19 protein-coding genes are annotated in these 21,571 nt (G+C 46.9%); 12 read left to right on the top strand and 7 right to left on the bottom strand.

All coding sequences use genetic code 11. The annotated features are described in order from the left end of the window. Nucleotides 1-113 precede the first annotated feature (113 nt). Together RT717_RS06105 and eat are read right to left on the bottom strand one after the other, a co-directional pair. Nucleotides 114-1,490, bottom strand: coding sequence for a glutamine synthetase family protein (locus tag RT717_RS06105; protein ID WP_317490851.1), 1,377 nt, complete (start codon nucleotides 1,488-1,490; stop codon nucleotides 114-116). Nucleotides 1,491-1,492: 2 nt separating this feature from the next. Further along, nucleotides 1,493-2,827 carry an ethanolamine permease gene (gene eat, locus RT717_RS06100; RefSeq protein ID WP_317490850.1) on the bottom strand — a complete coding sequence of 445 codons (1,335 nt, stop codon included), beginning with the start codon at nucleotides 2,825-2,827 and terminating at the stop codon, nucleotides 1,493-1,495. A gap of 164 nt (nucleotides 2,828-2,991) precedes the next feature. On the opposite strand from eat, the gene RT717_RS06095 reads away from it, so the two are divergent. The 9 genes from RT717_RS06095 (at nucleotide 2,992) to RT717_RS28480 (ending at nucleotide 8,431) form a co-directional block, all read left to right on the top strand. Beyond that, a complete protein-coding gene (locus RT717_RS06095; protein ID WP_317490849.1) occupies nucleotides 2,992-3,264 on the top strand; it encodes a hypothetical protein in 273 nt (90 codons plus the stop codon). 74 nt (nucleotides 3,265-3,338) lie between these two features. Further along, the gene (locus RT717_RS06090) at nucleotides 3,339-3,956 is read left to right on the top strand and encodes a hypothetical protein (RefSeq protein WP_317490848.1); all 618 of its coding nucleotides are present in this window, start codon (nucleotides 3,339-3,341) and stop codon (nucleotides 3,954-3,956) included. After that, nucleotides 3,953-4,243 (top strand): winged helix-turn-helix domain-containing protein, encoded by a 291-nt coding sequence (locus tag RT717_RS06085; protein WP_317490847.1) that lies wholly within the window; start codon nucleotides 3,953-3,955, stop codon nucleotides 4,241-4,243. Before RT717_RS06090 ends, RT717_RS06085 begins: the two co-directional genes overlap by 4 nt. Nucleotides 4,244-4,294: 51 nt before the next feature. Beyond that, nucleotides 4,295-5,635, top strand: a complete 1,341-nt coding sequence (creD, locus tag RT717_RS06080; protein ID WP_317490846.1) for a cell envelope integrity protein CreD — start codon at nucleotides 4,295-4,297, stop codon at nucleotides 5,633-5,635. A gap of 134 nt (nucleotides 5,636-5,769) precedes the next feature. Further along, nucleotides 5,770-6,168 carry a VanZ family protein gene (locus RT717_RS06075; RefSeq protein ID WP_317490845.1) on the top strand — a complete coding sequence of 133 codons (399 nt, stop codon included), beginning with the start codon at nucleotides 5,770-5,772 and terminating at the stop codon, nucleotides 6,166-6,168. Nucleotides 6,169-6,225: 57 nt separating this feature from the next. Next, the gene (locus RT717_RS06070; RefSeq protein ID WP_317490844.1) at nucleotides 6,226-6,588 is read left to right on the top strand and encodes a helix-turn-helix domain-containing protein; all 363 of its coding nucleotides are present in this window, start codon (nucleotides 6,226-6,228) and stop codon (nucleotides 6,586-6,588) included. After that, entirely contained in the window at nucleotides 6,581-7,828 is a 1,248-nt protein-coding gene (locus tag RT717_RS06065; RefSeq protein ID WP_317490843.1) for a type II toxin-antitoxin system HipA family toxin, read from the top strand. The genes RT717_RS06070 and RT717_RS06065 overlap by 8 nt, the downstream gene beginning before the upstream one ends. Nucleotides 7,829-8,030: 202 nt before the next feature. Beyond that, nucleotides 8,031-8,261, top strand: coding sequence for a type II toxin-antitoxin system HicB family antitoxin (locus RT717_RS06060; RefSeq protein WP_317490842.1), 231 nt, complete (start codon nucleotides 8,031-8,033; stop codon nucleotides 8,259-8,261). Beyond that, nucleotides 8,258-8,431: a type II toxin-antitoxin system HicA family toxin gene (locus RT717_RS28480; RefSeq protein WP_394854123.1), complete on the top strand. Its 174-nt coding sequence runs from the start codon at nucleotides 8,258-8,260 to the stop codon at nucleotides 8,429-8,431. Before RT717_RS06060 ends, RT717_RS28480 begins: the two co-directional genes overlap by 4 nt. 213 nt (nucleotides 8,432-8,644) lie before the next feature. Here RT717_RS28480 and leuB read toward each other — a convergent pair whose 3' ends face one another. The 5 genes from leuB to RT717_RS06035 form a co-directional block, all read right to left on the bottom strand. Further along, on the bottom strand, nucleotides 8,645-9,709 hold the full coding sequence (leuB, locus tag RT717_RS06055; RefSeq protein WP_317490841.1) for a 3-isopropylmalate dehydrogenase: 1,065 nt from the start codon (nucleotides 9,707-9,709) through the stop codon (nucleotides 8,645-8,647). Between the two features lie 5 nt (nucleotides 9,710-9,714). Continuing rightward, nucleotides 9,715-11,229 (bottom strand): alpha-isopropylmalate synthase regulatory domain-containing protein, encoded by a 1,515-nt coding sequence (locus tag RT717_RS06050; protein ID WP_317490840.1) that lies wholly within the window; start codon nucleotides 11,227-11,229, stop codon nucleotides 9,715-9,717. A gap of 9 nt (nucleotides 11,230-11,238) precedes the next feature. Next, on the bottom strand, nucleotides 11,239-11,832 hold the full coding sequence (gene leuD, locus RT717_RS06045) for a 3-isopropylmalate dehydratase small subunit (protein WP_317490839.1): 594 nt from the start codon (nucleotides 11,830-11,832) through the stop codon (nucleotides 11,239-11,241). A gap of 23 nt (nucleotides 11,833-11,855) precedes the next feature. Beyond that, nucleotides 11,856-13,253 (bottom strand): 3-isopropylmalate dehydratase large subunit, encoded by a 1,398-nt coding sequence (gene leuC / locus RT717_RS06040; RefSeq protein WP_317490838.1) that lies wholly within the window; start codon nucleotides 13,251-13,253, stop codon nucleotides 11,856-11,858. A 268-nt stretch (nucleotides 13,254-13,521) separates the two neighbouring features. Next, a complete protein-coding gene (locus tag RT717_RS06035) occupies nucleotides 13,522-15,741 on the bottom strand; it encodes an ATP-binding protein (RefSeq protein ID WP_317490837.1) in 2,220 nt (739 codons plus the stop codon). A 215-nt stretch (nucleotides 15,742-15,956) separates the two neighbouring features. Here RT717_RS06035 and RT717_RS06030 point away from each other — a divergent pair, with 215 nt between their 5' ends. The 3 genes from RT717_RS06030 to RT717_RS06020 are packed head-to-tail and all read left to right on the top strand — an operon-like array spanning nucleotide 15,957 to nucleotide 21,542. After that, nucleotides 15,957-16,298 carry a PadR family transcriptional regulator gene (locus RT717_RS06030; RefSeq protein ID WP_151998445.1) on the top strand — a complete coding sequence of 114 codons (342 nt, stop codon included), beginning with the start codon at nucleotides 15,957-15,959 and terminating at the stop codon, nucleotides 16,296-16,298. Continuing rightward, entirely contained in the window at nucleotides 16,295-18,925 is a 2,631-nt protein-coding gene (locus RT717_RS06025) for an ABC transporter permease (protein ID WP_317490836.1), read from the top strand. The genes RT717_RS06030 and RT717_RS06025 overlap by 4 nt, the downstream gene beginning before the upstream one ends. After that, nucleotides 18,918-21,542 (top strand): ABC transporter permease, encoded by a 2,625-nt coding sequence (locus RT717_RS06020; protein ID WP_317490835.1) that lies wholly within the window; start codon nucleotides 18,918-18,920, stop codon nucleotides 21,540-21,542. The genes RT717_RS06025 and RT717_RS06020 overlap by 8 nt, the downstream gene beginning before the upstream one ends. The last annotated feature ends 29 nt before the right edge of the window (nucleotides 21,543-21,571 follow it).

The following is a 21,571-nucleotide window of genomic DNA, read 5'->3' as shown; positions in this document are numbered from 1 at the left end:
GATTGGTGCCCACTGCCCGAGCTGGTGGCACCAATGTGATTTCTATAGTTCTATTTATATTCTAATTCTCTGTTGCCACCACCTAACGGTGTGTGCACCAGAGCAACACCGCTCTATATCCTCTCAAAATACCTTTTCCGCTCCCAGTCCGATACTGCCTTTTCATGATCAGCCACTTCCGTTTCGTAGAAGTGTACATAATGCTTCACCACTTCTTCCCCAAATGCCTCTTTGACAAAAGTGCTTTGCTTAAACAAGCTCACTGCCTCTTTCAAAGTCCTGGGTACCCTTGGCAAATGAGCAGCTGCATAAATATCTCCTTCGAAGCATTTTTCGGGTGCCAGCTTTTCCTTCATGCCTTTCAATCCGCTGGCCAAAGACGCAGCCAGCGTAAGGTACGGATTACAATCGGCCCCTGGGATTCTGCACTCGATACGCAGGCTACTCCCCTCTCCTACTATGCGAAAACCAGCTGTTCGGTTGTCTTTGCTCCAGGCCATGCGGGTTGGTGCCCAACTGCCATCCACAAATCGTTTATAGGAGTTGATTGTTGGCGCATAAAACACCATCACATCAGGCACATATTTGATCCAGCCAGCCAGAAAATGGCCAAACTCTTTCGAAGCCTTTACGGGCCCAAATTCCTCATCGCCAACAAAAAGGTTTTTGCCGTCCTTCCAAAGACTGATATGAACATGAGAGCTACTCCCGGCTCTGTCCTCATGGAACTTGGCCATAAAGGTGACAGAAATCCCCATGGCGTCGGCCAATTCTTTCAGGCACTGCTTATATACGATATGGCGATCTGCCATTTCCAGGCTTTCTGCATATTGTACGTTGAGTTCGTGCTGACCAAGCCCCCATTCTCCTTTTGAGTTCTCCACTGGCACACCAGAATGCTTCAGGTGCTTGCGGGCAGCGGCAGTAAATTGCTCTGTCCTCGTACCTTGCATGATGTGGTAATCTTCCAGGTACCAACCGGCAGGAGTCATTTGGCTATAGCCAGTTTCATGCGCTGAGCGATAATCGTTTTCAAACAGGTAATATTCGAGCTCAGTAGCCGCAGCAGAATCGAAGCCCTGAGCTTTTAGCTGCTTGATTTGACCGGAAAGCAAAGAACGGGGTGCCTCTGGCACTAATTCATGTGTTTTGTCCGAATACACGTCGCAAACAACCAGGGCCGTTTCCTCCAGCCAGCTGGCTACACGCAGTGTTTTCATGTCGGGCACCAAATGAAAATCTCCATAACCCAGCTCCCAGTTGGCAAAGTCGTAGCCAGGAACCGGCTCCATTTCCATATCGGTGGTGAGCAGGTAGTTGCAGGCGTGAGTCCCGCCTTTTACCACACTTTCCAGAAAGAACTCAGCATCATAGCGCTTGCCCATCATGCGACCATAGTGATCGGTAAAGGCAGTGATCACTGTCTCTATCTCCCCAGAGGCGACTTTCTTTTTCAGTTCATCCAGTGTAAGCATTCCTTTCACTTGCATGGTCACGATTCTTTATAGGTGAGCTTAAACCAAATATAAGCGATAATTAGCAGTCCGAAATAGACCAGGGCCAACATTGGATTGTACCACGTGATGGCCACAAAAGCTATCGTTGCTATTACTAACGCAGTTGCAGGAAATAAAGGATACAACGGCACTTTGAACGGGCGCTCGAGGTGGGGTTCATTTTTCCTGAGCACAAAGAAGGTAATCATCGACAAAATGTAGAGTGTCAACGCACCGAAACACGCAATGGTGATGATTTCGCCAGTTTTTCCGGTGAGCAGCGCTAATATCCCAATGCCCATATTTACCACCAGCGCATTCGCAGGTGTACCGGTTTTAGGGTGCACCCTGCCCAGAGCTTTGGGCACATAGCCTACCCTTCCAAACTCAAAAGTAGAGCGACCTGCTGCCAGAATAATGCCATGAAACGATGCTACCAGGCCAAAAAGGCCAACCGTAATCAGCAGGTGATACAGAATATGCTCATTCCCAACTATTTTCCCAAGCGCAAGTGGCAAGGGCGAATCTGAGGCAGTGGTGCCTCCTTCGGGAAATACGATGGCCTCCCATCCCGCCACACCCACCGATGATACAAACGTAAGGACACAGAGCACCACCAGCGTAAAAATAGCTGAGCCGAAACCAATGAGTATGCTGCGTTGTGGATTTCTGGCCTCCTCGGCCACATTGGCTACCCCTTCGATGGCAAGAAAAAACCATATAGCGAAAGGTAGAGCGGCAAAAATGCCCTGAAATCCATTGGGTAGTGAATTTGTTTGTAGGTTTTTGAATTCAAAAGCAGGCAGTGTCACCCCAGCAAAAATCAACAGTTCCACTACGGCCAGGATAGTAATGACGAGCTCAAAAGTAGCTGCCGCCCTGACACCGACGATATTAAGAGATGTGAAAATAACATAGGCAGCCAAAGCAATCAGCACGGTATCGATGGCAGGAAAGAAAATATGAAAATAGGCACCGATGGCTGCTGCAATGGCCGGAGGCGCAAAAATGAACTCTATATTCTGAGCCATTCCTGTGAGGAAACCAAGATTTTTACCAAGTGCCCGGTTAGCATAGTCGAACGCCCCTCCTGCCTTTGGAATAGCACAGGCCAGCTCAGTGTAGCTGAAAGTGAACGTGACGTACATAATGATGATGAAGAAGGTGGCAATGGCCAACCCGAGCGTTCCACCCTCCGCCAGGCCCAGGTTCCAGCCGAAGTACATACCAGAGATGACGTAGCCAACGCCAAGCCCCCAGAGCATCAGCGGCCCGAGCTTAGGTTCAAGCTTATTATCAACTGCAACGCTTTCCGGTTTGGTCTCTCCCATCGTCCGAAAATAGCGATTTGTTATTCAATTGTTAAGCAGAAGTGAGGTTAAGGATATGTTAAGAGTGGAGATAAAGCTCGCAAAGGCGCTAAGTCGCAAAGAGAAGAGTGATGTTTTGGGGTCTCCTTCGCTTTGCGTGACAAAAATATATCTAACTTTCACCTATGCGCCTCCTCCCAACCGAGCATAAAGACATCATGAACCTGCTTAAAGCAGCAGGGCTTGAAAATGAGATCCTGCTTACCAAAAAGACAGGTTGGGTGCATCTGAAACACAAAGGCGAAGTGTTTAGCTTTCACAGGAAGAAAGTGACGACGCTTGAGAATGGACAATTTTCAGATACCGTGGAGTATTATGTAGGCTCACCAAGAAATCCAGAAAAATTAGCCGACTGGCCTCATGTCGCCGCCCGATTAGAAGCCTGGCTGGAAAAATAATTTACCCGAACTGAAAAACACATTTGCAAATTGCCCGTATTAACACTTACTTTGAATTACAAAGTACTTTTTAAATGGAGAAACAAAAATACTTAGACGACCTGCAGGAAATTAAGTCGATCATGGATCGCTCTTCCAGGTTTATCTCACTAAGCGGCATTTCGGGTATTGTAGCTGGCTGCCTGGGACTCATCGGGGCATACGTCGCCTACGAAATGGTTTACAGTGGCCAGGACTATCTTGGTTACCGGCAGGCACTGCTGAGCAACGAGAACATCTCTCAGTTGTTGATCATCGCTGTGGCACTCCTGCTGTCGGCCGTGGGTGCCGGCTTGTTTTTCACACAGCGCAAAGCCTCAAAAAACAACCAGAAGCTATGGGACAGTCAGGCCAGGCGATTGCTCATCAATCTCTTCATCCCATTGGCAGCTGGCGGTATGCTCTGCGTTATCCTTCTGTTTAAAGGCCTGATCGGCCTGCTTGCGCCACTCACGTTACTCTTCTATGGGCTCGCACTCGTCAACGCCAGTAAATACACACTTTCGGAAGTTCGCAGCCTGGGCCTGATGCAGGTGGCACTGGGGTTACTGGCCTGTCAGTTTATTGGGTATGGCCTGCTCTTTTGGGCGGTAGGTTTCGGCTTGCTGCACATTATCTATGGCATTGTGATGCATGTAAAGTACGGGTCGTGAAAGAACTGCTGAAAGATTTGAACAAGGCGTTTGAAAACAAAATCCGTCTGGGCATTATGTCTGCCCTGATGGTCAACGATGCTATTGATTTCAACTCACTCAAAGGCCTCCTCGATGTTACAGATGGCAATCTGGCGACTCACCTGAAGTCACTGGAAACAAGCACTTACATTTCTGTCCAAAAGGAGTTTATTGAACGAAAACCCAACACCAAATACATGGCCACGTCGGAAGGAAAAGAAGCTTTTGTTAAACATATCAAGGCCATTGAACAGCTTTTGAAGTAAAAAAATTTATCTAATCACTTTGAAAAACAAAGTACTTTTAAATTACTTAACATGGAAAATGAAACCACTCCGCTAGAAAAAGTAAACAACTGGATTAAGAATTCAGTGATGCTAAAGCTTGCTACCATTACCATTTTGGTGCTGCTGCTCTTAATTCCCACATCAATGATCACCTCGATCATCAGCGAACGGGAGTTTCTCAATAATGCAGCTGTATCAGAAGTCAGCGGCAAATGGGCCGATAGTCAGCTGGTGAATGGCCCTATCCTCACCATACCACTTGTGTACGAATACCTGAAGGACGACAAGATAGTGGAATCGGTAAAGTATTGGCATGTCCTGCCCAAGTCGCTCGACATCAACGGAACGGTTGATCCGGAGAAGCTCAGGCGGGGTATTTACGAAATTGTCGTTTACAGGTCTGCGCTGGCTGTGAATGGCAGCTTTGTGCTCGACAAAATGCCTGACGAAAACAACCTGAAGACCATTAGGTGGGGGCAGGCGTTTCTTACCATCGGCATATCAGACCTGAGAGGTATTGAAGACGATGTGATCGTTAAATGGAATAACCGTGACCTGAAAGTTGAGCCCGGCTCCCGTATTTCAGACATCGCCTATGCTGGCTTTACCGTCGCAGTACCTGACCTGACCGATGCCTTTGGAAAGGATCTCGCTTTTGGTTTTGATCTAAAGCTTCAGGGAAGCCAGAACCTGTCGTTCACTCCTCTTGGCAGTAACACCAACATCAAGCTGACGTCAGCATGGCCCAGCCCGAGCTTTAACGGCAATTTCATCCCTGACGACCGGCAAGTGACCGAAGCCGGCTTCTCTGCCAACTGGAAAGTGCTCCAACTTAACCGCAACTTCCCGCAATCGTGGATCGGCTCGGGAGAAGCCGAGAAGCTGCAAAATTCGGCCTTTGGTGTGGATCTCATCTTGCCCCTGGATGACTATCAGAAATCGATGCGGTCGGCCAAATATGCCATCATGACAATTGTGCTTACGTTCCTCATCTTCTTTCTGGTAGAGATACTCAACGGCCGAAAAATCCACCCTTTTCAATATACACTTGTGGGATTGGCTCTTTCCCTGTTCTATATCCTACTTATTTCGATTTCAGAACACACCAATTTCAACCTTGCCTATGCCGTGTCCACCTGTGCAATTGTCGGAATGATTTCGTTGTATTCGATGAGTGTATTTAAAATGCCAAAGCTCTCCATGCTGCTGGTAGCTACGCTTATTGGTATCTATGGTTTTCTGTTTGTCACGCTTCAACTGGCCGACTATGCCCTGCTGATGGGTAGCATAGGACTCACCATTATTCTGGCCATCACTATGTACTTCACACGGAATATTAACTGGTATAAACTGAATATCGCTACTGAGTAAACTTCTAATCGAAAAGATTTTTCATGCCTTGATAAAGTGATGCACTACGACAGGCTCAGTGTGACATCACTTTAGCAAGGCTTCCAAATACTGAAACACCTCCCACAGTAAAACAAAACATTAAACTTCATATCATGAGATACATTCCGTCCCTCCTCTTTTTCGCTTTCATCTGCTTCATAATTGTAATGGCAGATACAAATCATAAGCTTGGTTTAATGAAGATTATTGAAGGTGTTCCCCTTGGCGACAAAGTGGGGCACTTTATGCTCTTTGGGTTTCTTGCAGGCCTGATTAACGTAGCACTCAGGTTCCGCCGTCTAAAATGGCGATTGCTAGACATCAATATGGCCGGCGTGCTGGTACTTTGCTTTGCTATTGCCGAGGAATTTACTCAGCTGGCTTTTGCCAATAGGACCTTTGAACTGGCTGATATGCTCAGCGACGTGCTGGGTGTTTGGAGTTTTGTGATGGTTTCGGAGTGGGTATGGAGAAGGAACGAATCGAAGAACGAACGAAGGTATAAATCGTAGCTATGGATAACAAACCCTGAAGCGACCCATTGAGAATTCTTCTCATTCTTATATTTGTTGTTTATTATCAACATTACCATTATTTTTGTTTATAATAAACAACATTTTTTCCCAGTGCAGTCAAAAAAACAAGTACTCCTTCCCAAATTCCAGAAGATATTAGAGCAAGTTGGGGAAAACATCAAACTTGCCCGCAAACGCCGGAAACTTACGACGTTGCAAGTATCTGAACGTGCTGGTATCGACCGCACTACCTTGTATCATATTGAAAAAGGTAACCCAAGTGTTTCTCTCGGAGCTTATTTTAACGTACTACGGGTATTGGGCCTACAGGATGATTTCTTACAACTTGCAGCAGATGATGAGTTTGGCAGAAAGCTTCAGGATCTGGAACTGATAAGCAAAAAGAGAAATGGCTGACAAAACAGATATATGGGTATATGCACACTGGTTGGGTATGGAAGAACCGAGATGCATAGGTATATTATCTGCCTTGCAAACCAAGGGGAGAAAAGCATTTACTTTCGCCTACGATGAACACTGGATTGCCTCTCAGGAACGACTTCTCCTCGATCCGGACATCATGTGGTACAAAGGGCCACAATACCCCAAAGACAAAGAAAACTTTGGTGTTTTCCTCGATTCAATGCCAGATACCTGGGGCAAGACATTGATGAGACGCAGAGCAGCATTAAACGCACAAGACCTGGCAAAAGCAGCACCTACTCTTTACGAGGTAGATTTTTTATTAGGTGTGCATGACCTTAGTCGTATGGGAGCGTTGCGGTTCAAAAAAGATCCCGATGGCAACTTTCTGGACGACGATCCTTCATCGCCAACACCCCCATGGGCAACAGTAAGAGAATTGCAATACGGAGCTTCAATAATCGAAGCTGATCATGATACTGCTGAAATCAGGAAATGGCTGGCCATGTTGATAGTTCCTGGCTCTTCGTTGGGCGGTGCCCGACCCAAAGCGAATATTTTAGACGAGACTGGCCATCCGTGGATTGCAAAATTCCCTTCCAAAAATGACACCATCGACAAAGGTGCCTGGGAATACCTCACTTACCGCCTGGCAGTTGATGCAGGCATTGATATGGCATTGTCAAAAATGGAAAAGGTGGCTGGAAATTATCATACTTTTTTCACCAAACGCTTTGACCGCCAAAAACAAGATCGTATTCATTTTGCTTCCGCCATGACGATGACAGGGAAAAATGAGGAACTGAACAGGGATGAAACACCTTCTTATTTAGACATAGTTGAGTTCATCCAGTTTTCCGGCACTCACGTAACAGAGGATCTGGCTCAGCTTTGGCGGCGACTTGTCTTCAATATTTTAATTTCAAATACAGATGACCACTTAAGAAATCATGGTTTTATATTGACCAATGACGGGTGGCGCCTGTCACCAGCTTTTGACCTAAATCCTTCTGTTGAAAAAAATGGCCTGGCCCTCAACATTGATATGCATAGCAACGTCCTGGATTTAGACCTGGCTAGATCTGTTGGTGTTTATTTCAGACTATCTGAGAAAGAAATGAACATTATTATTGATGAAGTGAAATCGTCGGTCAGCAACTGGAAAACAATTGCCACAGAGGTCGGCATTTCCAGAAATGAGCAAATCCTCATGCGGGGTGCTTTCGGTGTGTGACTCGTCCCTGTTTTGATTTAAACCGGTGGTAAGAAAATAGCAAAGTACCGAGAACTCGGTTTCGTGTTCCTTTCTGAGTGGTTGTGGACGATTACCAGGGCATCACAATGGAGAAGCGGCTCAAATGATGATCATTCTGCTAGTTTCCTACTCAGAAACTAAAATTGTTATCATTATCTTTATAATCACAAGTTGTCAGTTTATGAAAACAAGCTATCAGTTCACTGCGCAAATAGAGAAAGACAAAGAAACGGGGCTTTACGTCGGTATCGTACCTAACCTGCCAGGGGCGCATACACAAGCAGCTACATTGGACGAACTACAAACCAACTTAAAGGAGGTGGTGGAACTTTGCCTGGAAGAGTTAAGCCCGGAAGAATTAGGCAATTTATCTGAATTTATAGGCTTCCAGCAAATATCGGTGTCGGTGTGAGCAAGCTTCCTATTATCAATTCAACGACATTTGAACTACTGCTTTTGTCGCTCGGCTTTGAGATAAAAAGACAAAAAGGAAGACATGTTTTTTACCGGCACCCGGATGGAAGATATACAACACTCCCACGCCACAAGAGTACAGACAGACATCAGCCGGTCTTTAACTAGAGCAATATTGAGGCAAATTGACCTTACGCCAGAAGAATTTATTGCGTTGTTGGGTAAACTTTGATAGCGTTTAGTCTATCGAGCTTTGCCCCCCCTTTCTGACATGTGAATTAGGACATTCTTCAAAGATTTCACTAAAACAAAAAGGCGCAAAGAGAACATTTATCGCTTTGCGCCTTGATGATTCCGTTTACAAGAATTTGTGAGGAAATATCAATTCTTCTTCACCCAATCAGCTACCCAGTCACCAACTTCAGAGGTCGACTTGGAAGCTTCCTTGCTGATGTCTTCAGTCACGAAATTCGCATCCAGCGAAGCGTTCACGGCGTCTTTTATCTTCCTGGCTTCATCCAGTAGATTGAAGGATTCGAGCAACATAGCCGCCGAAAGGATGGTTGCCACAGGGTTAGCGATGTTTTTGCCAGCTGCCTGAGGGTAAGAACCGTGGATAGGCTCAAACACAGACGTATGCAAACCAACAGACGCTGACGGCAACAAACCAAGTGAACCAGTAATCACACTGGCTTCATCAGAAAGGATATCCCCGAACATGTTCTCTGTCACCATCACGTCAAATTTCTTAGGCCACTGGATCAACTGCATGGCAGCGTTGTCGACAAACATGTAGTCGACAGTGATCTCTGGGTAGTCTTTCTCCATGCGCTGCGATACTTCCCTCCACAAACGGGAGCTGGCCAGCACATTGGCTTTGTCGACAACGGTCAGTCGCTTATTTCTTTTACCAGCATACTCAAACGCCAGCTTCAATATTCTTTCTATTTCATCTACCGAGTACACGCAGGTATCAAAAGCCGTCTTCTGGTCTTCAGTTCTGCCTCTTGGCTGACCGAAGTAGATACCGCCTGTCAACTCACGCACCACCACAAAGTCAGCGCCTTCTACCCGGTCGTTCTTCAATGGGCTCTTGTCGATGAGCGAGGGGAAGGTAGCCACCGGGCGAATGTTGGCATACAGGCCAAGCTTCTTTCTCATGCCCAGCAAGCCCTGCTCAGGTCTTACTTTGGCTTTAGGATCGTTGTCATACTTAGGGTCGCCAATAGCGCCGAAAAGCACCGCATCAGCAGCCATGCAGATTTCGTGGGTAGCATCAGGGTAAGGCTCACCTACTTTGTCGATGGCAGCTGCACCGGTCAGGGCAAACTGAAAGTCAAAACTATGTCCGTATTTTTCACCGATGGCTTTCAATACTTTGATGGCCTGATCTACGATCTCCGGGCCTATTCCGTCTCCCGGAAGGGTGGCTATTTTATACTGCATGCTCCTTATTTATGATTTTCAATAATGTTCAACATCTTAATGGTAGCCTTAATGGCCGCCACGGTCTGGTCAGGGTCGAGTCCCCTGGTTTTGAATTTTTTTCCGTTCTCCCAGGTGATGGAGGTGATCACCAACGCATCGGTTTCTCCTCCCGGAGGAATCTGCACCTCATAGTCGATCAGCTTAGGCAGCTTACGCCCGAAGTCGTCGTAAATGGCCGTCAGCGAGTTCATGAAGGCGTCGTACTGTCCGTCGCCGGCGGCAGTCTTTTCGTAGGTCTTCCCTCCTATCTGGATAGAAAGGGTAGCCATGGATTTCAAGCCCTGAGCAACCGACAACGAATAGTTCTTGATGATAACATGCTGCTCTATCTTCTCGCTCCGAAGCACGTCGTTGATAATAAAAGGAAGATCCTCTTTTGTAATCGTCTCCTTTTTATCCCCTAATTCTATAATTCTTTCCGTAATCTTCTTGGTATCCTCTTTGCTTAGCTCAATGCCCAGTTCTTCAAGGTTCTTCTTGATATTGGCCTTGCCCGACATTTTGCCAAGCGCATATGAATAACTTCTTCCGAAGCGATCGGGGCTCAGGCTATTGTGGTACAGGTTGTCCTTGCTGTCGCCGTCGGCGTGGATGCCACTGGTTTGGGTAAACACAAATTCGCCAATCAATGGCTTGTTACCAGGAATCCGAACGCCAGAGAATGATTCAACGATTTTGCAGACCTTGTAAAGCTTGGTTTCATCCACCTGCATTTCGAGGTGCAAATGATCCTTCACAATCCCAATTACGCTAGACAACGCCACATTTCCTGCCCTTTCCCCTAAACCATTCAAGGTGGTGTGCACGCCGTAAATGCCTGCCTCAAGCGCTGCATACACATTGGCGGTGCTCAGGTCATAATCGTTGTGGGCATGAAAGTCGAAGTGAGCCTGAGGAAATTTCGTGGTCATGGCCTTGCAGAAGTCGTACGACTCCTTGTGGTTCAATATACCAAGAGTGTCCGGCAGCATGATTCTTTTGACGGGCATTTTCAGCAGCCCCTCAATCATGGTATCTACATAATCGGGCGAGGTGCGCATACCGTTCGACCAATCTTCGAGGTACACATTGATAATGAGCCCCTGTTTGTGAGCGTAGTCAACTGTTTCGGCTATGTCTGTCAAGTGCTGGTCTACCGTCTTTTTCAGCTGCCCTTCGCAGTGTTTGCGGGAGCCTTTGCACAGCAGGTTGAGCACTTTGCCCCCTGAGTTTTTGATCCAGTCGACAGAAATGTTTTTATCTACAAAGCCAAGTACCTCCACCCGGTCGAGAAAGCCGTTCTGGCCTGCCCAGTTCAGTATTTTCGTCGCCCCCTTCAGTTCTCCCTCAGATACACGAGCCGACGCCACCTCAATCCTATCGATGTTCAGTTCCTCCAGCAATAGCTGCGCTATCGTCAGCTTTTCACTGTCGGTAAAAGAGACACCGGACGTCTGCTCCCCATCTCTGAGGGTCGTATCCATTATTTCAACCTTCATGGAATTGGCTTAAGCCCTTGAAGACTCGAATGCTTCAATATCTTTTTTAATGTTCAACAGGTAATCGATGTCGTCGAAACCGTTGATCATGCACTCTTTTTTGTAGGTGTTGATTTCGAAACTCTCCTTCTCGCCTGTAGCCAGGATGGTGAAAGTCTGATCCACCAGATTGGTTTCGAATTCAGCTTTTGGATCTTTTTCAATCGCATCAAAAATCTTGCGCAGGAACCCTTCAGAAACTGTTACAGGTAGAAGGCCAGTGTTCAGGGCATTGCCTTTGAAAATGTCAGCAAAAAAGCTTGATACAACTACCCTAAAGCCGGCATCGTAAATTGCCCACGCAGCATGCTCACGGCTGGAGCCTGAGCCGAAGTTCTTGCCACCCACCAGGATTTTTCCACTGTATTTAGGGTTGTTCAACGGAAATTCAGGAATCGGCTGATTGTCTGTATCGTATCGCCAGTCACGGAACAGGTTGTCACCAAATCCCTCCCGGGTGGTTGCCTTCAAAAACCTGGCAGGAATAATCTGATCTGTGTCAACGTTTTCAACGTCGACAGGTACCGCACGACTTACTAGGGTGTGAAATTTATCTTTTGCCATGATAGTGTTCTGATTAGGGTGAATTACATTACTTCTCTGGGATCGACTAAGTGACCGGTAACTGCCACTGCTGCTGCCGTTAGCGGGCTGGCCAGCAAGGTTCTTGAGCCCGGGCCCTGCCTTCCTTCGAAGTTTCTGTTTGAAGTAGATACGGCGTATTTGCCAGATGGAATTTTATCATCATTCATTGCCAAACATGCCGAACAGCCAGGTTGACGCATTTTGAAGCCTGCAGCCTCCAGTGTTGCCACTATGCCTTCCTCAATGGCCATTTTCTCTACCATTTTTGAGCCCGGCACAATCCAGGCAGTGATGTTATCTGCCTTCTTTTTGCCTTTCACAAATTCTGCAACAGCCCTAAGGTCTTCGATGCGGCCGTTGGTACAGCTGCCTACAAACACGTAGTCGATAGGCTTGCCCTGCAGCTCATCGCCGGCATTGAATCCCATGTACTTCATCGACTTCTCGAACGACAACCGCTCGCTGGCCGGCATCTCGTCGAGCTTCGGAATATGCGATTTGATTTTAGCACCCATGCCAGGGTTGGTGCCGTAGGTAATCATTGGCTCGATATCAGAAGCATCGTAAGTTAGTTCCTTGTCGAATTTGGCGTCGGCATCAGAGTAAAGCTGCTTCCATTTGGCCACAGCTTTGTCCCAGTCAGCACCTTTTGGCGCAAACTCTCTGCCTTTGATGTACTCAAATGTTTTTTCATCTGGGGCGATCAAACCACCACGGGCACCCATTTCGATGCTCATGTTGCAGACAGTCATCCGGCCTTCCATAGAAAGGCTGGTGAAGGCTGAACCTGCATACTCGACAAAGTAGCCCGTTCCGCCTGATGCAGAAATCTTGGAAATTATATAAAGAATAAGGTCTTTGGCAGTTACCGACTTGTGCAGGTCGCCATTGACTGTGATTCTCATTTTCTTTGGCTTGGGCTGCATGATGCACTGCGTGGCCAGCACCATTTCGACTTCGCTGGTGCCTATACCAAAAGCAATGCTGCCAAATGCACCATGCGTTGAGGTGTGACTATCGCCACAAACAATGGTCATGCCAGGCTGTGTGATGCCCATTTGAGGCCCCACCACGTGCACAATCCCTTGAAAAGGGTGGTTGATGCCATACAGCGTAATGCCGTGCCTTTCGCAGTTCTCAGTCAGCTTGTCTACCTGAAACTTTGACAACTGGTCTTTGATGGTCAGGTGCTGATCGATGGTTGGGATATTGTGATCTGGCGTAGCCACTGTTCTTTCCGGCCTAAACACTGGCACGCCCCTCTTTTCGATGCCTCCAAAGGCCTGAGGACTCGTAACCTCGTGAATGAGGTGTTTGTCAATATACAAAACGCTCGGGCCGTCCTTGATCTCCTTTACTACATGGGCATCCCAAATTTTATCAAACAGCGTGCTTCCCATTTTTTATTCTGTCTTTAAGTGTTGTCTTGCGATAATAATTTTGAAAAAGCGCAATTACTAATTCAAAAGAGGGTGCAAAATTAAGGAATAGAATTGGAAAATGCTTTTAAAGTGGTGAGACAATATGCTTTGAACCTGCAAAAAAAATAGCACAGCCGGTAGATGGCACATAACGTCCCCTTCAACGCCTCCAGGGCTGATCTGGTGATTTAGCCTAACTCAATGCTGGAATTTTATCGTTTTGACTTTCCTCCAGGAAGCCATGATTTCAAGAAACGGGAATTGTAAAATGGAAGCTGCTTCCTTTTTTGAAAATGCTTTCCACCCAAATCCTGCCACCAATCACCTCCACAAAATGCTTGGACATCATCAGTCCAAGGCCAACTCCTTTCTCGTTTTTGGTGCCGAGTGTTGTGAACTGAATGTCGTTAAAGATGCGCTCCATGTATTCAGGCGGTATGCCCTGCCCCGTATCCTCGACTGTTACTTCTACAAAGCCATTTGCTTCCTTTGAAGAAGTGGTGATGGTGTCGCCTGCGTTGCAAAATTTAATGGCATTGCTTATCAGGTTACGAACCACCAACTCAACCATATATGGGTCAGCATATACCATAGTGGCAGGCTCCAGGTTATCAATGCATATAATTCCCTTCTCAAGCGCTGCTCTTTCGTATAGCTGCATTTTCGGCCCCAAATGTTCCTTGATATCAAACTTTTGAGGCACGGCCTTTATCCCTTCCATCTGGCTTCGTGCCCAGTAGAGCAAGTTGTCGGTCAGAGCGGTGAGGCTGCCAATATTAGTCAAGACAGTTGGGAGCAATTTTTGGAACTCCTCTTTCGAAATTGACTCATTGCTAATTAGTCCGACTAACCCACCCAGGTTCACAATAGGCCCTCGTAAATCGTGAGAAACGATGGAAAACATAAGGTTCTTTATCTCATTCGACTTCCTGAGTGCCTCTGCCTGCAACGCAAGCTCCTCCTTTTGCCGGGTTATCTCAAGATTCTTTCCGGTGAGCACTTTATTGATGCCTTTGATTTTCCTGTTGGTCACCACAAAATACCCTCCGAAAGTCAACATGGCGATTAGCAATATTATCAACCCATATTGCTCAAGGCGGGCTCGCTGCAGGTCCTGATCCCGGAGCAAGCTATCTCTCCTGAGCAACTCGTTTTCGCTTTCTTTCTTTTCCGCTTCAAACTGTTCCTTCATGAATGTGATCTGCCGAAATTTCTCATCGGAAAACAAAGAATCTTTGACTTCGGAGTATCGCTGGTAGGTTTCGTATGCCTTTTGATAGTTATTTTGGAGTGAATACATCCTCGATATATTGAGGTAGTTGTCCTTTATTATTTCCTTGTATCCATACTTTTCTGCGATGGCATTACTCTCATTGGCATACTGAAGAGCGTTCTTGTAGTCTCCCTTATCTGCCATGGTCGCCGAGATGCTTTCCTTAGCCAGCGCACGCCTGTAATCAGAATTGGTTTCCTCGGCCAATAGCAAAGCTTTGAAAAAGTAGTCGAGGCTTTTATCGTAAGCTTTCATTTTGGCATATGTCTTTCCAAAACCATTTAAGTTCAGCCAAATCCCACCTATGTTATCCTCAGCATATTCTTCCAGCGATAATTGAAAATAATATAGTGCAGAATCGTACTGTGCCGCCGAACGCATGAAGCTGCCCATATTGTTGAGTGCATAGCCAGTCGCCGACTGATCCTCTGCTTCTCTGGCGAGGCTCACTGCCCTTTTAAAATAAAAAAGAGCATCCTCTTTTTGTCCCCACGACTCGTAGATGAGCCCTATATTGGACATCGCCAGGCTTAGAAACTTGGTCATGCCCAACTGTTCGAAATAGGCAGACGCTTCTATATAACTTTCAATGGCTTCGCTATAGTTACCTAAGCCCCACAGCACGGCTCCCTTGCTATTCAGCGCAATGCCGAGAAGCCTGTTGGTTCGGAAGTCAGTTGAATCGATCAACCTTAACTTGTTTCCTAAACGGATGGTGGAGTCGTAATAAAAAAGGCTTGTAACGAGCTTTCCCCACTGCCAATAAATGTAACCCGTGCTGTTAAGTACACTTACAATTTCCCGTTGCTGAGCAAAATTGCCTGGATTGGCTTTTGAGAGTTTTCTATGCAGCTGAATAGATTGGGCTAAAAATGACAACGCACCATCATAGTCTGACCGGTAAAGCTCATTATAAATTTGTCCACGAAATTGCATGAGTTTTGCCTGAGCAAATTCATTGCCTGTTCTCTTGGCCAGATCCAACCCTTCGAGTACTCTTTGCATGGCTTTTTCTGAAGGAGAGAGTTTATCGTAAAGCTCAATCAGGTCGACGTAGATTCTCAGCCGGGCTGTATCTTCCTTTGCCAGCTTCAACTCAACTTCCAGGCTGTCGATGCTGGCTATTTGTGCCTCCGTCTTGAAAGAAAACAAGACACAAAAAATAAAAATCACTGACCAAACTAACTTTTCCATGCTCACTTAAAGGTTGCCACCATAAGGTAGTCAAATATATGCCGTATCATCAAGATATTCGATCAGCTCCCCCAAATATCCGTTCGACACCGATTTATCTCGATAAAGGAATTTTTGTTTTCGCCATTCGTGTTTAAAGAAGCATTTCCTACTAAAAAGTAGAACAAATAAAAACTCTCTTCGTATATTAGCTCTACAATCTAGTATCATATACCATGAAGGAAACAAAATTGGGCGAATTTGAAGAAGTTCTTTTACTACTTGTGGGCATTCTGGGAGAAGAAGCCTACTCTTTCAAAGTAGCAGAAGAGTTCGAAAGTCAGACGAAACGAGAAGTCTCCATCGGAGCTGTGCACTCCACTCTTAACCGGCTGGAGGAAAAGGGCTTTCTCGAATCGGAAATGGGCCAGGCCACGGCCGAGCGGGGCGGGCGCAGGAAGCGCATCTACACCATCACTGCCAGTGGCCAACGAGCATTGGAGACTTCAAGAGACTTTAGGGTTTCGCTGTGGAGTCAGTTTCCGGCCTTTGCCACTGGCAAACTAAACTTTGGTTGAAAAAGCGCACCCACATACCGCCACCTTTAGCAGAACGACTGCTTCACCGAGTGCTCAGAAGCGACCTCGCCGAGGAAGTGCTGGGCGACCTGGAGGAAAAGTTCTATGTAACAATGGAAAGGAAGTCGGCGTGGCGGGCAAAGCTGAATTACTGGTACCAGGTGGTGAATTACCTGAGGCCATTTGCCATCAAGAAATCGAAAAGGTTCATCAACTCAAATTATACGGTCATGTTTAAACACAACTTACTGCTTTCCTTCCGCCACTTTATGCGGCACAAAAGTTCATTCATTATCAACTTGGTTGGGCTGTCAACAGGTTTAGCGCTTACGCTGCTAATTATTCTGTATGCGAGGTTTGAGCTAAGCTACGAGGCAGACAACCCATTGGCTGATCGCATCGTGCGAATTACGATGGACTACATGAATGGAGAAACGCTCACCGACCAGGATGCGGAAACCTATCATCCCATGGGTCCTAGAATTGCTTCAGAGTTTGCGGAAGTCGAAGATTTTGCCAGAGCCCGCCCACTTAATGAGAGAAATTTCAAAGTTGGCGAAAGCTATTTCAGACAGTCGGGCATTTTTGCAGTCGATGCCTCCTTCTTTGACATGTTCAATTACCAACTTATACATGGCACAAGCGCAGGTCTATTTTTAAATCCACACGAAGTAGTTCTTACAGAATCCGTTGCCTTGCGGTACTTCAACAAGACCAACGTGGTGGGTGAAACTATCTGGATGACGTCTCCCGACGCTGCTTATCGTGTTGCTGGGGTAATTGAAGACTCTCCGGCAAACACCCACCTAAAAGTAAATATGCTCATATCGTATCCTACCCTGAGGGCTACTTTTGGTGAAGACGGCGAGAACTGGGATAACAACGATTTGTACACCTATCTGCTATTAAACAGTGCAGAGAACTACGAATTATTTACTCAACACCTGGCGGCCTTCAGCGACAAAATCATTGACGAAGAAAAGATAGAAAACGAAATAGTAATTGCTCAGCCCATCCGGGATATCCACTTGTATTCTGATAAGTCCTACGAGCTGGAAAGGAACGGAGATGCCGCCTCCGTATTTATATTACTTGGTGTTGCGGTGCTAATTATCCTAATGGCCATTGCCAACTATATCAACCTTTCGACATCAAGGGCGCTTGACAGAGCGAAAGAGGTAGGAATCAGGAAAGTGGTTGGCTCTTCGGTCAATCAGTTGAGAGCGCAGTTTCTCACCGAATCGTTTCTCATCAACATGGCGTCTGCATTGAGCGCTATTGCGCTCGTTACTCTTTCTTTTGACTGGTTCAAATATGTGGCCAACCTGCCTGCTTCGTTTACATTTCTACATGAAAACTTTTTCTGGATCGCCCTGGCCTCATTCATTGTTGGAAGCACCTTATTGTCTGGGATATTCCCCGCCATTATTCTATCTAGATTCAAGCCAGCGCAGGTACTCAAAGGCAAATTTACGCACTCCTCCAAAAGCACCCTTCTCAGAAAAGGACTGGTTATTTTTCAGTTTGCCATTACCATGTTTTTGATTGTCCAGACCTTGATCGTTACCAAGCAAATAGGCTTCATGCGAGCCAAAGACCTGGGCGCAAACATGAGCAATACAGTCGTTATTCGGACACCAGGCGGCAATGATGGAAATGAAAACATCAAAACCTTCAAAGCTGAGCTGCTGTCTCGAGCTCAATTCAGATCAGCCACTATTTCCGGGTGTGTGCCTGGCCTTCCCACTAGTGAAATGGGTTCGACCAATTATGTGAATCTGGTCAGTGCAGTCGAAAAACAAAGCATCAATTTCTACGTCAATTTTATCGATGCAGACTTCGTCCCTACTATGGAAATGGAAATGCTGGCAGGAAGCAATTTCATCTCCGGAAGCACCAACGAAGGAAAAGTGCTTGTCAATGAAGAGTCGGTGAAAATGTGGGGGCTGGTGAGTCCGGAAGCGGCCATCGGAGAAGAATTAAAGTTCTGGGGTCGGTCAGTAACCATCGCAGGAGTAGTTAAGAATTTTCATCAAACCACTGCCAAGTCGCCCTACATCCCGATGATCTTCATTTTTGATCCCGGGCACAACAAACTTTTGAGCGTGAGACTCGAAAAAGGAGAGCTTTCGGCCAAGCTAGAGACCATCGAAAAAGTCTATGCTTCGAACTTCTCCAACAGCCAGTTCGATTTCTTCTTTCTGGATCAAAAGTTTGACGAGCAATACAAAGCGGATCAGCAATTTCAGGAGGTTTTTGGTCTGCTCACCACCTTTGCCATTCTGATCGCTTGCCTCGGGTTGTTTGGCCTTACCCTCTTCACCGTAGCCAAAAGAACCAAAGAGATTGGCATCAGAAAAGTACTTGGAGCCACAGTCTATAACATTGTGTCTCTGCTCTCCAGAGACTTCATGGTTTTGATTGTGATTTCAATGGCCGTGGCACTTCCCGTCACTTACTTTCTGGTCAACGACTGGCTGCAACTCTACGCCTTCAGAATCGACCTGAGCGTCTGGTATTTTGCCTTACCGGCATGTTTGGTGTTCATCATTGCCTTTGGCACAATTTCTATCAAGGCGTTCAAGGTTTCCCAGGATAATCCGATAGATGCTTTAAGGGATGAATAACAACAGCAAGCCAACGACCCCACCCCGCCTGGCTGAAAAGCTCCTCCAACGAGTGGTCAGAGACGACCTCGCCGAAGAAGTGCTGGGCGACCTGGAGGAAAAGTTCTATGTGACGGTGGAAAGGAAGTCGACGTGGCGGACGAAGCTGAATTACTGGTACCAGGTAGTGAATTACCTGAGACCATTTGCTTTAAGAAAATCGAAACGGTCAACAAACTCAAATAACATCGACATGTACATCAATTACATCAAAACTGCTGGACGCCACCTTCGGAAAAACAAACTCCATTCGTTTATCAATACGGCCGGGCTTTCGGGGGGCATGGCAGTCGCCATCCTCATTGGCCTGTGGATCTGGGACGAGTTGTCGTACAACAAGTACCACGAAAACTATGACCATGTGGCCCAGGTAATACAAAACGTATCCAACAACGGAGAAATCCAGACCTGGAGAACTGCTCCCTACCCACTGGCTGAGGAGCTCAGAAGTAGCTATGGCAGCGATTTTAAAGAGGTGATCCTCGCTTCCGGCCAATGGGAAATGATCATCGCAGCAGGTGACAAAAAGCTCACCAAAACCGGGTTGTTTGTAGAGCCGAACCTACCCGAGGTGCTGACACTAAAAATGATCGCCGGCAGCCGGAACAGCTTACAGGACCCCGCTTCCATCCTGCTTTCGCAATCACTGGCAAAAGCTTATTTTGGAGATAACGACCCGGTTGGACAGCAGCTTCAGCTCGACAACCGGATGAATGTGTTCGTCACAGGCGTTTACGAAGACCTGCCGGGCAACTCCACCTTCAAAAACGTTTCCTTCTTTGCGCCATGGCAGCTGTACTACGACGCCACCGAATGGATCAGAACAATGAATGATCCGTGGCGGCCCAACGCCTTTCAGGTGTTCGTGGAGTTGCCCGAAAATGCAAACCTAAGTGCTATTTCGGCCAAGATAAAAGATGCAAAGCTCAAAAAGGTAAATTCCGAATTGGCCAAAAAGCAACCGGCACTCTTTCTTGACCCCATGAGCAACTGGCACTTGTACTCTGACTTTGAAAACGGAGTGAACGTGGGCGGCAGGATCAAGTACGTATGGCTGTTTGGCATCATTGGAGGCTTCGTTCTGCTGATGGCCTGCATCAACTTCATGAACCTCAGCACCGCCAGATCCGAAAAAAGAGCAAGAGAGATTGGCATTCGCAAAGCAATTGGTTCCCACCGAAGCCACCTGATAGCACAGTTTTTCACCGAGTCAGTTTTGGTCACTTGCCTGTCTTTTCTTCTTTCTGTCATCATCGTTCAATTGTCGCTGCCATTTTTCAACGAAGTGGCAGACAAGCAGATAGCAATCCTTTGGAATAACCCGATTTTCTGGATGATTGGCATTGGCTTCACCTTATTCACAGGCCTTATTGCAGGCAGCTATCCTGCGCTCTACCTCTCATCGATACAATCGGTGAGAGCGCTCAAAGGCACCTACAAAGCAGGCCGTATGGCGACTATTCCACGCAAAGTGTTGGTGGTCATTCAATTCTCCATTTCCTTTATTTTGATCGTGGGCACACTGGTCGTATTTAAGCAGATCGAATTTGCCAGAAACAGACCCCTGGGTTATGACTCAAACGGCCTGGTGGCTATGCCTCTCCTGACCAATGATATTCATGACCATTTTGAAGCCGTCAAAACAGAGCTGACAAACGCTGGCGCCATCGTAGAAATGGCTGAATCGGAGAGCCCGCTCACTAGCACCTGGTCAACTACCAGTGGCTTCGACTGGCCCGGTAAAGATCCCGCTCTTTCGGTCGATTTCCCTACGGTAGGTGTTTCCTTCGACTTTGGCCAAACCATTGGCTGGGAGGTAACACAGGGCCGGGACTTCTCAAAAGAATTTGGATCGGACAGCTCAGCGGTGATTTTAAATGAGGCGGCTGTTGCATTTATGGGTCTGCCAAGTCCGGTGGGAGAAACTGTGAAATGGTTTGGCGATCCGCTAAAGGTGGTGGGTGTTGTCAAAGACGTCATTGCCAGCTCTCCTTATGAGCCCGTGGCGCCTACTGTCTACTATGTTAACAATGACCCCGGCAACTATGTGATCGCCAAGCTCAATCCCACTGTGAGCGGCAGCGATGCCATGGCAACTATTGAAGCCGTCTTCACTACATTCAACCCATCTCAACCGTTCGAATATCAGTTTGTTGACGAGGCATATGCGAGGAAATTTGGCAACGAACAGCGGATTGGCAAGCTGGCCACCGCTTTCGCATCTTTGGCCATCTTTATCAGCTGTTTGGGCATTTTTGGGCTGGCCTCATTCGTGGCAGAGCAACGCACCAAGGAAATTGGTGTGAGAAAAGTGTTGGGTGCTTCACTGTTCGACCTTTGGAAACTGCTTTCCAGGGACTTTGCGGCTCTTGTGGTCATATCATCTCTCGTGTCCATTCCAATGGCCTACTATCTGCTGACTGGCTGGCTTGATAACTATGAGTACCATACCACGCTCAACTGGTGGGTGTTCGTAGTCACGCTGGCAGGCACACTCATTATCACGCTGGCGACTGTCAGCTACCAAACCATCCGGGCGGCGATGGTGAACCCCGGTAGAAGCCTGAAAAGCGAGTAGATGAATATTAAGCCATACATAATAAAAGC

Origin of the sequence: Imperialibacter roseus, assembly GCF_032999765.1 — a bacterium.
In the GTDB taxonomy this organism is placed as follows: Bacteria; Bacteroidota; Bacteroidia; order Cytophagales; family Cyclobacteriaceae; genus Imperialibacter; species Imperialibacter roseus.
Note: the sequence above shows the minus strand (reverse complement) of the source record. Positions and strands in the feature narration are given on the sequence as shown.

Coding starts and splice junctions, on each gene's coding strand:
- RT717_RS06095 (WP_317490849.1), top strand. CDS start 2,992: ATGCGCCTCCTCCCAACCGAGCATAAAGACATCATGAACCTGCTTAAA.
- RT717_RS06035 (WP_317490837.1), bottom strand. CDS start 15,741: ATGGAAAAGTTAGTTTGGTCAGTGATTTTTATTTTTTGTGTCTTGTTT.
- RT717_RS06060 (WP_317490842.1), top strand. CDS start 8,031: ATGAAAACAAGCTATCAGTTCACTGCGCAAATAGAGAAAGACAAAGAA.
- leuB (WP_317490841.1), bottom strand. CDS start 9,709: ATGCAGTATAAAATAGCCACCCTTCCGGGAGACGGAATAGGCCCGGAG.
- RT717_RS06030 (WP_151998445.1), top strand. CDS start 15,957: ATGAAGGAAACAAAATTGGGCGAATTTGAAGAAGTTCTTTTACTACTT.
- leuC (WP_317490838.1), bottom strand. CDS start 13,253: ATGGGAAGCACGCTGTTTGATAAAATTTGGGATGCCCATGTAGTAAAG.
- eat (WP_317490850.1), bottom strand. CDS start 2,827: ATGGGAGAGACCAAACCGGAAAGCGTTGCAGTTGATAATAAGCTTGAA.
- creD (WP_317490846.1), top strand. CDS start 4,295: ATGGAAAATGAAACCACTCCGCTAGAAAAAGTAAACAACTGGATTAAG.
- RT717_RS06050 (WP_317490840.1), bottom strand. CDS start 11,229: ATGAAGGTTGAAATAATGGATACGACCCTCAGAGATGGGGAGCAGACG.
- RT717_RS06065 (WP_317490843.1), top strand. CDS start 6,581: ATGGCTGACAAAACAGATATATGGGTATATGCACACTGGTTGGGTATG.
- RT717_RS06020 (WP_317490835.1), top strand. CDS start 18,918: ATGAATAACAACAGCAAGCCAACGACCCCACCCCGCCTGGCTGAAAAG.
- leuD (WP_317490839.1), bottom strand. CDS start 11,832: ATGGCAAAAGATAAATTTCACACCCTAGTAAGTCGTGCGGTACCTGTC.
- RT717_RS06105 (WP_317490851.1), bottom strand. CDS start 1,490: ATGCAAGTGAAAGGAATGCTTACACTGGATGAACTGAAAAAGAAAGTC.
- RT717_RS06090 (WP_317490848.1), top strand. CDS start 3,339: ATGGAGAAACAAAAATACTTAGACGACCTGCAGGAAATTAAGTCGATC.
- RT717_RS06075 (WP_317490845.1), top strand. CDS start 5,770: ATGAGATACATTCCGTCCCTCCTCTTTTTCGCTTTCATCTGCTTCATA.